Origin of the sequence: Heyndrickxia oleronia (assembly GCF_017809215.1) — a bacterium.
In the GTDB taxonomy this organism is placed as follows: Bacteria; Bacillota; Bacilli; order Bacillales; family Bacillaceae_C; genus Heyndrickxia; species Heyndrickxia oleronia.
Map to the genome: position 1 here is coordinate 2,707,433 of NZ_CP065424.1, position 12,079 is coordinate 2,719,511.

The window sequence follows — 12,079 nt, forward strand, 5'->3', positions numbered from 1 at the left end:
TAAAAAATAGTAATGGGACAGCTTTATAAACTGTCCCAGAACTAGTAAAAAATGAGATTTTCCAATTAAATTGTTAAAAACCTTCAAAACTTATACCATATTCTGCACCTGCAACGGCCATTCTTCTTGATTTAGAAGCATTTCCCAAAATAAAAATTCAAAACGAGAGGTCGTTTGAAAATGATTTTCTAAAATTGTTAATTCTCTTTCGGGTTTTTCAAAGGTTAATTCATCCATGAGTTGAATTAACCACTTTGCTAGGGCTCCAAATTCATCAGATGAATAAGCCTTAATCCAATTTTTATAAGGATTTGTTTCCAATTCATTATGGTAATTACTATATAATTTCTTTCCAATCTCCCAATAGTCCCATGCACAAGGAAGAAGGCATGAAACCAATTCTGCTAAAGTACCGTTATGGGCCACATTTAACATATAATTGGTATACGCTAAATTAATTGGAGTTGGTTCTGATTGTTCCAACTCTTCCTCACTTATCCCAAATGATTTAGCATATGAACGGTGAACATCCATTTCAAAATGAAGAGTTTCATGCAGTAAGACAGAAAATTGTTTCATAACCTCAATACTAGTAGCCTTTTGTGCTCCTATAGCAAAAAGCTTGGAATACTCAATTAAATAAACATAATCCTGTTTCAGATAGTAAGAAAATAATTCTCTTTCGAGTGTCCCTCGACCTATTCCCTGCACAAATGAATGGTGAAAGTTTTTGCTCCAAATAGGTTCAACATTTCTATAAAGTCTGTCTGTAAAACGTTCAGTTTGAATGCTTTCCATTTTGCCCCCTCTTTTCATATGATTATTTGAAACTATTCCGTAACATTCGAGCAGCTAATTTTGGATCATCCGCTTTCATAATCGCCGAAACTACGGAAATACCTGATACTCCTACATTTGATAACTGATGAACATTTTCTAATGATATCCCTCCAATCGCAACTGTAGGAATATGAACAGCTTGAACAATCTTTCTTAAAGTAGCAAATGACATAGTGATCGCATCAGGTTTTGTAGTTGTCGGAAAAACAGTACCAACACCGATATAATCAGCCCCTTCCTTTTGTGCAACCAATGCTTGTTCCTCGGTTTGAACAGAAACACCGACAAACATTGAGTTGGGTATAATTTTTTTCACTTCTACTAAGGGGAGATCTTTTTGTCCAATATGAATTCCTTCTGCATTGACTGCCAATGCGATGTCCACACGATCGTTAATGATTAATGGAACATTAAATTTTGCTAGAAGTTGTTTAAGTTTTATTGCCTTTTCAAAAAAGATTTTTCCTTCTGAGTGTTTTTCTCGAAGTTGCACAGCAGTGACTCCACCTAACACCGCTTTTTCAACAATAGGAAGCAATTCCTCTTCGGGCGTTTGTTCATCTGTAACAAGATACAGTTGATAATCAATATTCATGTATTCTCACCTCAAGATTAAATGTTTCAGCATTCATCAGATCAATTTCGTCTATAAGTTTTGCTTTAAATGTTCCTAGACCTTCATTCAGTTTCAGATGTTGTTTTGCCCTTTGACCCGCTATTGACATGACAGACATTCCAACCATCGTAGCATTTAAAGGGTCTTCACTTACTGCAGCAAAACTTGCAATGATGGAACCTGACATACAGCCAGTACCTGTTATTTTTGTTAATATTTCATCACCATTTTGCAGGATGAATGTTCGTTTTCCATCTGAAATGACATCTTCCTTGCCACTTATCCCAATTGAACACTTATATTTTACCGCTGCACGATTCGCTATTTCTATCGGAGAAACTGAAACTTCACCTGCATCTACTCCTTTCGTTTGACTACTTCCACCAATTAACGCATGAAGCTCACTTACATTCCCACGTATGATATCCATTTTGACCTGATCTAATAGAATCTGTGATTTACTTGTTCGAAAAGAAGTTGCACCTACACCAACAGGATCAAATATTACAGGTATCCCTTTACGATTTGCAGCACCGCCAGCACGAATCATAGATTCAAAAACCTGTTCATGAATGGTTCCAAAGTTTATCACTAGTGCATCTGCTAACTGGATCATCTCTTCCATCTCATTCGTTTCTGTTGCCATTACAGGTGATCCCCCAATTGCAAGTGTCACATTGGCACAATCATTGATGGTTACTGTATTCGTAATATGATGAATAAGTGGCTTCGACTCTTTTACTCTATTAAATAATTCTTTGATATTATTCACTATAACTCCCCCTTATTTTCCTCTCTTTCTACTAAACCAGCTTTCTCATAAATATCAAAAAAATGATGGGTAGGACCATGACCAGATCCAATATTAATGCTATATTGAATTGCTTTTGTAATATAGGATTTACCTGCTTTAACAGCCTCCTGCAAAGAGTATCCTTTTGCTATATACGCTGTAATTGCGGAGGATAAAGTACAGCCGGTCCCATGAACATTCTTCGTATGAATTCGTTTCCCTTTTAACCATGTGAATTGCATGCCATCGAAAAATAAATCATTGGGATCTCCTTCAAGATGTCCTCCTTTTAGGAGGACAGATTTTGCCCCAAGCTCTTTTAAATTTCTACATGCTTGATACATATCCTCAATATTTTCAATCTTAGTATTAGTTAAACATTCCGCTTCTGGAATATTAGGAGTTACAAGTGTTACCACTGGAAGCAATTTTTCCTTTAAGGATTGTATGGCATCCGTCAATAAAAGATGATGTCCTCCCTTTGAAACCATTACAGGGTCTAGAATTATCTGTTTTGGTTTATACTTGTTGAGTTCTTCAGCCACATTTTTTACAATTTCCGCTGATCCAAGCATGCCAATTTTCACAGCATCCACCGGTAAATCCTCAAATATTGCTGCAATTTGATCACGAATGATCGAAATATCCAGCATCTGAACCGATCGTACCTCAACAGTATTTTGCGCTGTAACAGCTGTAATAACAGACATTCCATACACACCTAATGCAGAGAATGCTTTCAAATCGGCTTGTACTCCTGCTCCTCCACCTGAATCAGAGCCTGCGATTGTAAGAGCTGTTTTCATAGATGATTCCCCCTATTATTTTGTTTTTGAATAATATTTTGATAAAAACAATGCCAATAATTGCACCGCCTAAGGAACTGATTATGAAAGACGGTACAAACCCGAATAAGGCAACTTTATTCCCTAAAAGCAGAGTTGCAATCGGATAGGCAGCGAGCGCACCAAGAATCCCTGTTCCAGTTACCTCTCCAATAAATGCCCATATAAGCTTTTTGGTTTTAAAAAATAGAAAGCTTGCTAAAAAAGCACCAATCATACTCCCTGGGAAAGCAAAAATAGAACCAGTTCCATTCATATTTCGAAGTAATGAAACGATGAATGACTGTGCTACGGAATAAACCGGGCCAAGCAATACAGCAGTCAAAACATTAGCCATATGTTGTACAGGAAAAATTTTCGCAAACCCTACTGGAATAAACACGATATTACTTGTTAGTGTAGTAATCGCAATAATTATTGAAGTCAATGTTAGTTTTCTAGTTTTAGACATTGAATCACCCCCCTTTCCCTTAAGAACTTTCGAAATTTGTTTAATTTCGATAAGAGCTGGCAAATCAAGAACGTTGTAATTTTGAAAACGAAGATAAATTCTTTTTTCTCCACAACAGAAAAACCACTTTCCTAAAAAGAAAGCGGTTATATCCCATAAAAAGACAACCTAAAAAATAGGTTTGGACCGCTTCCCTACGCCGGCATCACCCGGATCAGGTTTAAAGGGTATCAATCTTCTTTGATCTCTCTCAGCCAAACTCGGCTCCCCTAGCAGAATCTATATTTTATTGTTATAAGGCATAAAAAAACCGCCCTAGATATAAGGACGGACTGATTTTCACGGTTCATCGCACCGAAAAATACAGCCACTTCCTTACGCCAGCATCAACTGGATCAAGTTCAAAGGGTCCAGAACCTCTGTCTCAGTCTTCTTAAAAGACTCCCCTAGTGATCAATTTCATTTAATTAAACCCATCTTAGCATATTCTGGATAAAAATCAATCATTTTCATTAGAAAGTTAAAATAATAGACTATACATCCATGACTAATGTATCAATCTTTTTACGTATTTTCATTTTCTCTGTTTTACTCTTCATTCAAACCTTCTATCTCATTCATTGTCATGAATATTAGCTTTTTCAACAGTAATGAAATAATTTTTTCCTTCCATAATTTTTTAATTCTATTATAGAGTGCACAGCAGTCCTTCTGTATCCTCAATCACTTTGTTTACATTTAGAACGAATGCCTTACCCCATTAGAGGTATGTGTAAATGAGTATAAAAAATGCCTCTTATTCTTTTTTTAGTTGTAACCAAACTCCTTTCCACCCCTATTGATAATAAATTTAGCTTAAATTACATCTAAAAATATTTTTATATGATTTAAAAATAACTGAATAATGTTAATATTATTCTAAAATGATGAAGTTCATATCTAGTTAATCAAAAATTTAGGGAAGTGATTCGATTGAACCAAATAATATTACAAAAATTAGGAACTGCCGATCCTATCTTACAACAACTAATGAAACTTATTGGTCCGCTCAATATAAAAATAAGTGATGATCCCTATCAAGCATTATTACGATCAATAGTCGGACAGCAATTATCTGCAAAGGTTGCTTCCGTTTTAAATGAGCGGCTAAAAAAATTGACGAATTCCAATCTCTCACCGGAGACTATTTTAGCATTATCAGATGAGCAGTTAAGAGAGATAGGTATATCCTACCGAAAGATTTCGTATATACGAGATTTATCCGAAAAAATTACTAAAAAGGAGCTATTATTTGAACAATTTTCATACATGGGGAATGAAACGGTAATACAACAATTAACACAAGTCAAAGGAATTGGTCGTTGGACAGCGGAAATGTTTCTCATCTTCTCACTAGGTAGACTCGATGTATTATCCCTACTAGATATTGGTCTCCAACGTGGTGTCAAATGGCTTTATTCAGTTTCAAAAGAATCAGATGGTAAAAAACTTTTAGAAGAAAAAGGAAAAGCATGGACACCTTATCAATCGATTGCCTCGCTATACTTATGGGAGGTGGTTAACCAAGAATATGTCGTTTCCTATCCTTCATTTGAGGAATACTTGAGATCTAATTAAATCTACGATTTATTTATAATTATTTTCAATGGATCTCACTTTTTACTGATTATAAAAAAGGGTTGTCTGATGAAAAGATATTGCTACCAGACAACCCTATTTCTATTTTCAGTTTAACATTTTAGAACAAAATATCAGTTATCAAAATAATAACAAAGTAAAGAACCATTGCTGCTAAACCAATAGGAAAAGCAAATCGTGCATATTCTCCACTTGTAATTTTCAGTTTACCAGCAGCTATAATATTGGGTATATTTCCAGGAATAAGCATTCCCCCACTAATGAGGAGACCCATTAAGATATCTTTGATCGTAGTATCATTCATAGCAGGACTTATTTCCGCTGCAGCCAATGTCGCATTATCTAAAACAGCAGAGAGCATATTAATCCAATACATAATTAAAGGACTTAAATCAAGTAAGTACGCTTCAATAAATGGTTCAAAACCAGCACCAAGAAATGTTAAAGCCATTACAAATAAATAAATCTTTAAACTGCGAATAATAATCTCCGCATAGGACTCAGTCTGTGTGCCTGTATCTGCTTTTACACTACCCGTTTCATTCTCTTTAGATCCTGCTAATTCACTTGCGGCAGCTATTTCAGATTTCCAGGCAGGTTCATTTAATCTACCACCCGGTTTCACTGCAAAAGCGGCGATAATTCCAAAAACAATCACTGCTGGAATAACAGAAGTTCCAACTAATTTAAGGAGATAAAAGAAATCTTCATCCAATTTACTTACAACAATTGTAGAAAGTGGTTCACCAATTGGAGTTAACACTGCCCCCAGACCGATTGCAAAACATGCTAACACAACGAGACGAATCTCGGATTTTCGGTCCAGTCGTAATACACTAATGACAGCAACTAGGATGATAGCAGCTACAATGGCTGTAATAATACTTGATACAATTCCAAGAACGATGACAAAAAGGGCAATAAATAAGCGATATGGCATTACTGAGCTAATCCACAGGATTCCTTTCTCAATCGGTCGTTGGAACCAGCGAAAAACTAATCCGGCTATGAGTACTGCAAGAGTAATATTAATCGGATGGATGATTGCTTCCTTAACAAGTGACCATGAGTAAACTTGGCTTACAATAACAGCTAATATTCCCATTATAAATAAAAATATTTCTAAATTTCGTTCAACAAATTTAGTAAAGGGTAATATTAAAACAAGTAACAATATAATGGATAATCCAATAATCATTGATACATCTCCTCCTTGTATTTTATAATTGATAATTTTGATGATTCTGTAATTTAAAAAAGGCATTAGGTACCTAGTTATTTAATCATCTTCAATGAAAACTCAAAAAAGCCTGTCACAAAAGGGACATACTTATCCCTTGGTGACAGGCTCCTCCAAAAAAATTTATCTATTAAATTATCAATTATAAATCAAAAATTTGTAATCTATAATTTAGTATATCATAAATACATGCTTTTTGACTAGATAACTTCTAAAAAAATTTTTCAACAAATAGCAAATAGTAATAATGAACAAAGGCTTATGTAATAAAACCAATCTATATATACTTAAATTTAAATATGAATTTTCTAAAAATAGCCATCCTTTTATTTTACCTTATATTAAAGAATAAAGCTAATAAACAAATGAAACTATCCTTCCTTTTCTGTGTTTATCTTGAATAATTGGTGACAATTCTCTCTCTTTATTCATGAACTTTATGTGAAGTCACAATCATTCTACAGATAAATTTAATAAAACATATTAAGATGATTTCAAATTAGCTTTCAGAATTTTATCTTTAATTGAAAGGAGTTTTTTTATGAAAATGAAATGGTTAATCTATTTAGCGATGTTTGCTATATTGACTGTACTTTCAGGCTGTGAACCTTTAATGGTACTAGATCCTAAAGGACCTCAAGCTAAAACACAAGCTAATGACATTATGATTTCTATATTCATTATGTCATTTATTGTCATTGTAGTTTTTGGTCTTCTGCTTTTTATGCTAATTAAATTCCGAGCTTCTAAGCAAAGCAAGGATTATGAGCCACCACATATTGAGGGAAACCCGATTGTAGAAGCAATCTGTGTTGGAGTACCAGTCATCATTGTTATTGTTCTTTCAATCATGTCGGTTAAATCCAATTATAAAGTAGAGGCGACTCCAAAAGGCTATGGAGATCAAGAGCCATTAATCATATACGCGGCAACCTCCAATTGGAAATGGCATTTTAGTTACCCAGAGGAGGATATCGAAACGGTAAACTACCTTTATATTCCAACGAATCGTCCGATTGAATTTCGATTATATTCATATGGGCCAATTACTAGCTTTTGGATTCCTCAACTTGGTGGTCAGAAATATGCAATGTCCGATATGGTCAATACTTTACATTTAGCTGCCGATGTTCCTGGTGAGTACATGGGACGTAATGCCAACTTCAGTGGGAAAGGCTTTGCTGAAAACACATTCAATGTCAAAGCCATGTCGAAAGAAAAATATGATGAGTGGGTAGAAGAAGTGAAGAAAACAGCCAAACCTCTAACTGAAGAAAAATTTGATGAGCTGTTAGAACCAGGTCATGTGGGTCAATCCACGTTCACCGGTACTCATTTAGATTATGCACCTGCTCCAGAAGGGGAAAATGCTGGTCATCATCATGGCTCTAACACGAAAAATCATTCTGATGAGACTGAGGAAGAAAATCATGATAACCATTAAACAAATAATTCATGATTTACGCCCCCCTTACCTATAAAGCTGTTTAAACTTAAATTTCTTTACTTCTAGAATTTGATCTTGAAAGGAGTTAAAAAGGATGGACTTTTTTGATAGATTTGCCATACCACATCCTAGTTTAGCAATCTATGTTTCTATGGTAGCAATTGGTCTTACAGTTATAGCAATTCTCGTAGGATTGACCTATTTTAAAAAATGGGGTTATCTATGGCGTGAGTGGCTAACGACAGTGGATCATAAACGAATTGGAATAATGTATTTAATTTCTGCTTTACTCATGTTATTCCGTGGTGGAGTAGATGCAATCATGATGCGTGCGCAACTTGCCGTACCTGATAACAAATTATTAGACGCTCAGCATTACAACGAAATTTTTACTACGCACGGAATTGTAATGATTATCTTTATGGCAATGCCCTTCATTATGGCTTTAATGAACTTTGTCGTCCCATTACAAATTGGTGCTCGCGATGTTGCATTTCCACGTTTAAATGCTTTAAGTTTCTGGTTATTCTTTATGGGGGCAATGTTATTCAATATATCATTTGTTGTCGGGGGTTCTCCTGATGCGGGTTGGACTTCTTATTTCCCACTAGCGGGAACTGAATTTAGTGAATCTGTTGGCTCAAACTACTATATGATCGCTATACAAATTGCTGGACTCGGAACATTAATGACAGGAATTAACTTTATTACAACAATCTTAAAAATGAGAGCACCAGGAATGACATTAATGAAGATGCCGATGTTTACTTGGTCTACCTTAATAACGAATGCAATTATTGTTTTTGCCTTTCCTGTTTTAACAGTATTACTTTTAATGGGAACGATGGATCGATTATTTGCAACAAACTTCTTTACAACGACAAACGGTGGTATGGATATGCTATGGGCTAACCTATTTTGGGTATGGGGACATCCTGAAGTATATATCTTAATTTTACCGGCATTTGGAATCTATAGTGAAATTATTTCAACGTTTGCGCGCCGAAACTTATATGGTTATAAATCGATGGTTGCTTCCATGGTAATTATCTCCCTTCTCTCATTTTTAGTATGGGCACATCATTTCTTTACAATGGGTCAAGGGGCACTAGCAAATAGCATTTTCTCAATTACAACGATGGCGATAGCTGTTCCAACAGGTATTAAAATCTTCAACTGGTTGTTTACACTTTGGAAAGGGAAAATCACGGTGACTACACCTATGCTGTATTCACTTCTATTCTTACCGATTTTTACTATCGGTGGTGTAACAGGGGTTATGCTAGGAATGTCAGCTGCAGATTATCAATACCATAATACAATGTTCTTGGTTGCACATTTCCATATGGTTATCATTCCTGGTGTGGTATTCGCGATGCTTGCAGGACTTACTTATTACTGGCCAAAAATGTTTGGCTTTATGCTCAACGAAAGAATTGGAAAATGGGCAGCATCAATCATCGGAATTAGTACTCTAGTAGCGTTTATGCCAATGTTCTTTAGCGGATTAGACGGGCAAGCGCGACGCATGTACACTTATTCAGCATCCACTGGATTTGGCCCTTTAAATATGATCTCATTTATCGGAGCATTAGGACTTGCCGCTGGTTTCATTTTAATTGTTTATAATATCTACTACAGTACTCGTTACGCAACAAGAGATATCGGCTCAGACCCATGGAATGCACGTTCTCTTGAATGGGCTACACATACTCCTGTACCAGAATACAATTTTGCCATTTTGCCGCAAGTTCAATCAAATGAAGCATTTTGGGATTCAAAGAAAAATAAGTACTCCTTATTTAATGGAAAATATGAAAAAATTCACATGCCAAATAAAAGTGGTTTACCATTTATCATGGCTAGCATCTTTTTTGTCTGGGGTTTTACATTTGTATTTAGTATCTGGATTCCATTAATTTTAACAACAATAGGTATTTTTGCTTGTATGGCTTACCGCTCATTTGAGAAAGACCATGGTCACTATATTGATGTTGCAGAAATTATTGAAACAGAAAATAAATTGGGAGGTATAAAAAAATGAAAATAGATCACTCACTCCCTCTTGAATATCGAACGGAAGAAAATCGCTTAAAAATTATTGGCTTTTGGATATTCTTAGGCGCTGAGGTGATGCTATTTGCAACACTTTTCGCCTCATACTTTACATTATATAATCGAACCGGAAATGGTCCTAGTGGTGCAGAGATATTCGATATTACACCTGTACTAATTGAAACAATTTTACTTTTAACAAGTAGTTTTGTAATAGGATTAGGAATCCACGCAATGCGGATCAATAATAAGAAAGCGATGATCATCTTCTTTACGATCACACTTCTCCTTGGATTGGGATTCTTAGGTTTTGAAATTTATGAATTTATACATTACGTACACATTGGAGCAGGATTACAAACAAGTGCATTTACTGCAATACTTTTAACCACACTTGGCACACATGGAGCGCATGTTACATTTGGATTATTCTGGGGACTATTTATCATTTTACAGGTAAAAAAGAATGGAATAAATTCAGAAACAGCGAATAAGTCATTTATCTTCTCCCTTTACTGGCATTTCCTAGATGTCGTTTGGATCTTTATATTCAGCTTCATCTATTTGAAAGGAATGATGTGAACATGAAGGAATTATTTCCAATGAAACAAGTCATGGGGTTTGTCTTTTCTTTACTATTAACTACTGTTGCACTTGCAGTTTACTTTCTTGATTTGTCATTCTCTGTCGGCATGACAATCCTTCTCCTAACAGCATTTATACAAGCAGCCGTACAATTGGTCGTCTTTATGCATGCAGGTGAAACAGAAGATAAAAAGCCAATTTATATAAATATTTATTATGGAGTGTTTATTGCACTAGTTACTATCTTCGGGACATTATTGTGTATGGTATGGGGTTATATTTAATAAGAAACATTCCTAATAACATTAACGTATCCTATTTTGAAATACAAAATTTACATTTGTATTAATAAAAGGTTTGCAGTTCAATGTTAAGTAGTTCCGATAACTAGAGAAAATCTAAAAACGCAGCCAAAATAATATACGAATTCGTCATATAAAGAACAAGTAAATTTACAATTCAAATAGCTAAAAAAAGCTTGGGAAACATCCCAAGCTTTTTTTCATTTATATACTGTTCTGTTCATCTAAAGAACTCGTTTGTTTAAGTACATAATTTCACAGACCTTTTTCGGAAATTGGCTTAGTTACTATTTATTGTTGTTTTCTTTTTATAAACATTAGAGGTACACTAAAAGATGTTTATATCTGCCTATATAGTTGAAAATGTGAATTTTATATTATTCTGTTAATTTGTAACTCCAATTAATTAAATTGTAGATTTCTTCTTTAGGAAAAGGACTAACCAAAACAATTGTAATCCAATGCTTCTTATTCATATGGTATGCGGGCAAAGTACCTTGTTCATTCTTTAATAAACTTACTATTCCTGGTTCGCACTTCAAGTCTATTATATCGACACTTTCTTCACCAGATAAACCTAATTTAATTTTTGGAACATTCATAATTAGTCCATACCACTTGCCGCTCCCATTATGTCTTAATACAGCATTATCTGGATACTTAAACCAGGGGTAGTCAGGATCTGTATCAAATTTTTCCTTTACATAAGCAAAAATTTCTCTTCTATTTATCATAAAACTACCTCCCGAAATACCTGTTTATGAATATTTGGCCATCTTAACATTGTTTAATTAAGTAATAATTATATCAAAAAGCATGGGAGAACTGAATCTTTAGAATCCCTAACTCTTTTTTACTAAATAATTTCATCTTCCTTTCCCCTTTGTAAAAAACAAAAGGGTTCAAATCATATGTGATTTGAACCTCAAACAGTTATGTCAAAAGTAAATATACCCCTTTATAAAAATTTACTAATTAGTCATTTTCTCTCGATGGTCAATCTTTCCTAATAGTTCCTCAGTGATTACAAAGAAGACACCCATTAAGAAGATAAATACAGCCCCCATTACTGTACCTATTCCAATCGCAGTTAAAACACCGGAACCGCTTCCAAAAAAACCAAAACTAAATACAATACTTCCTACAACGAGTAGAAAACTACCGATGTATTTAACAGCATTAAGTAGCTTTGCTTTAGCTCCCATACGATCATCCCCCTTGTATTATATTATTCATTCTCTTCACATAATTGTCAATTATTTTTCAA

13 protein-coding genes and 2 riboswitches are annotated in these 12,079 nt (G+C 34.7%); of the genes, 5 read left to right on the plus strand and 8 right to left on the minus strand.

The window, feature by feature from the left end; all coding sequences use genetic code 11:
- Positions 1–90: 90 nt before the first annotated feature.
- Genes tenA through thiW form a run of 5 tightly spaced genes read right to left on the minus strand, consistent with a single transcriptional unit; the run spans position 91 to position 3,545 of the window.
- Positions 91–798 (minus strand): thiaminase II, encoded by a 708-nt coding sequence (gene tenA, locus I5818_RS13515; protein ID WP_078110984.1) that lies wholly within the window; start codon positions 796–798, stop codon positions 91–93.
- Between the two features lie 22 nt (positions 799–820).
- Complete coding sequence (gene thiE, locus I5818_RS13520; protein WP_078110985.1) at positions 821–1,435, minus strand: thiamine phosphate synthase; 615 nt, start codon at positions 1,433–1,435, stop codon at positions 821–823.
- Positions 1,425–2,228: a hydroxyethylthiazole kinase gene (gene thiM, locus I5818_RS13525; RefSeq protein WP_235849768.1), complete on the minus strand. Its 804-nt coding sequence runs from the start codon at positions 2,226–2,228 to the stop codon at positions 1,425–1,427. The genes thiE and thiM overlap by 11 nt, the downstream gene beginning before the upstream one ends.
- Positions 2,228–3,055 (minus strand): bifunctional hydroxymethylpyrimidine kinase/phosphomethylpyrimidine kinase, encoded by an 828-nt coding sequence (thiD, locus tag I5818_RS13530; protein WP_058005355.1) that lies wholly within the window; start codon positions 3,053–3,055, stop codon positions 2,228–2,230. The genes thiM and thiD overlap by 1 nt, the downstream gene beginning before the upstream one ends.
- Complete coding sequence (gene thiW / locus I5818_RS13535) at positions 3,024–3,545, minus strand: energy coupling factor transporter S component ThiW (RefSeq protein ID WP_078110987.1); 522 nt, start codon at positions 3,543–3,545, stop codon at positions 3,024–3,026. Before thiW ends, thiD begins: the two co-directional genes overlap by 32 nt.
- 174 nt (positions 3,546–3,719) lie before the next feature.
- A riboswitch (TPP riboswitch) is annotated at positions 3,720–3,826 on the minus strand.
- A 74-nt stretch (positions 3,827–3,900) separates the two neighbouring features.
- A riboswitch (TPP riboswitch) is annotated at positions 3,901–4,003 on the minus strand.
- A gap of 514 nt (positions 4,004–4,517) precedes the next feature.
- Here thiW and I5818_RS13540 point away from each other — a divergent pair.
- Positions 4,518–5,162 carry a DNA-3-methyladenine glycosylase family protein gene (locus tag I5818_RS13540; RefSeq protein WP_078111469.1) on the plus strand — a complete coding sequence of 215 codons (645 nt, stop codon included), beginning with the start codon at positions 4,518–4,520 and terminating at the stop codon, positions 5,160–5,162.
- Between the two features lie 121 nt (positions 5,163–5,283).
- On the opposite strand, the gene I5818_RS13545 is transcribed toward I5818_RS13540, so the two are convergent.
- Entirely contained in the window at positions 5,284–6,381 is a 1,098-nt protein-coding gene (locus I5818_RS13545; RefSeq protein WP_058005358.1) for a DUF1646 family protein, read from the minus strand.
- Between the two features lie 583 nt (positions 6,382–6,964).
- On the opposite strand from I5818_RS13545, the gene qoxA reads away from it, so the two are divergent.
- From qoxA to qoxD, 4 genes are all read left to right on the plus strand, one after another.
- A complete protein-coding gene (qoxA, locus tag I5818_RS13550; protein ID WP_058005359.1) occupies positions 6,965–7,867 on the plus strand; it encodes a cytochrome aa3 quinol oxidase subunit II in 903 nt (300 codons plus the stop codon).
- Positions 7,868–7,964: 97 nt separating this feature from the next.
- Positions 7,965–9,914, plus strand: a complete 1,950-nt coding sequence (gene qoxB / locus I5818_RS13555) for a cytochrome aa3 quinol oxidase subunit I (RefSeq protein ID WP_078111026.1) — start codon at positions 7,965–7,967, stop codon at positions 9,912–9,914.
- The gene (gene qoxC / locus I5818_RS13560; protein WP_058005361.1) at positions 9,911–10,507 is read left to right on the plus strand and encodes a cytochrome aa3 quinol oxidase subunit III; all 597 of its coding nucleotides are present in this window, start codon (positions 9,911–9,913) and stop codon (positions 10,505–10,507) included. The genes qoxB and qoxC overlap by 4 nt, the downstream gene beginning before the upstream one ends.
- A gap of 2 nt (positions 10,508–10,509) precedes the next feature.
- Entirely contained in the window at positions 10,510–10,794 is a 285-nt protein-coding gene (gene qoxD, locus I5818_RS13565; RefSeq protein WP_058005362.1) for a cytochrome aa3 quinol oxidase subunit IV, read from the plus strand.
- Positions 10,795–11,189: 395 nt separating this feature from the next.
- Here qoxD and I5818_RS13570 read toward each other — a convergent pair whose 3' ends face one another.
- Positions 11,190–11,546 carry an MmcQ/YjbR family DNA-binding protein gene (locus I5818_RS13570; protein ID WP_058005363.1) on the minus strand — a complete coding sequence of 119 codons (357 nt, stop codon included), beginning with the start codon at positions 11,544–11,546 and terminating at the stop codon, positions 11,190–11,192.
- A gap of 237 nt (positions 11,547–11,783) precedes the next feature.
- Positions 11,784–12,017, minus strand: a complete 234-nt coding sequence (locus I5818_RS13575) for a hypothetical protein (RefSeq protein ID WP_058005364.1) — start codon at positions 12,015–12,017, stop codon at positions 11,784–11,786.
- Positions 12,018–12,079 lie beyond the last annotated feature (62 nt).

Excerpts from the sequence above, each read along its gene's own strand:
- qoxD (WP_058005362.1), top strand. The coding sequence starts at position 10,510 with ATGAAGGAATTATTTCCAATGAAACAAGTCATGGGGTTTGTCTTTTCT.
- qoxB (WP_078111026.1), top strand. The coding sequence starts at position 7,965 with ATGGACTTTTTTGATAGATTTGCCATACCACATCCTAGTTTAGCAATC.
- thiW (WP_078110987.1), bottom strand. The coding sequence starts at position 3,545 with ATGTCTAAAACTAGAAAACTAACATTGACTTCAATAATTATTGCGATT.
- I5818_RS13575 (WP_058005364.1), bottom strand. The coding sequence starts at position 12,017 with ATGGGAGCTAAAGCAAAGCTACTTAATGCTGTTAAATACATCGGTAGT.
- I5818_RS13570 (WP_058005363.1), bottom strand. The coding sequence starts at position 11,546 with ATGATAAATAGAAGAGAAATTTTTGCTTATGTAAAGGAAAAATTTGAT.
- thiD (WP_058005355.1), bottom strand. The coding sequence starts at position 3,055 with ATGAAAACAGCTCTTACAATCGCAGGCTCTGATTCAGGTGGAGGAGCA.
- thiE (WP_078110985.1), bottom strand. The coding sequence starts at position 1,435 with ATGAATATTGATTATCAACTGTATCTTGTTACAGATGAACAAACGCCC.
- I5818_RS13545 (WP_058005358.1), bottom strand. The coding sequence starts at position 6,381 with ATGATTATTGGATTATCCATTATATTGTTACTTGTTTTAATATTACCC.
- qoxA (WP_058005359.1), top strand. The coding sequence starts at position 6,965 with ATGAAAATGAAATGGTTAATCTATTTAGCGATGTTTGCTATATTGACT.
- qoxC (WP_058005361.1), top strand. The coding sequence starts at position 9,911 with ATGAAAATAGATCACTCACTCCCTCTTGAATATCGAACGGAAGAAAAT.
- tenA (WP_078110984.1), bottom strand. The coding sequence starts at position 798 with ATGGAAAGCATTCAAACTGAACGTTTTACAGACAGACTTTATAGAAAT.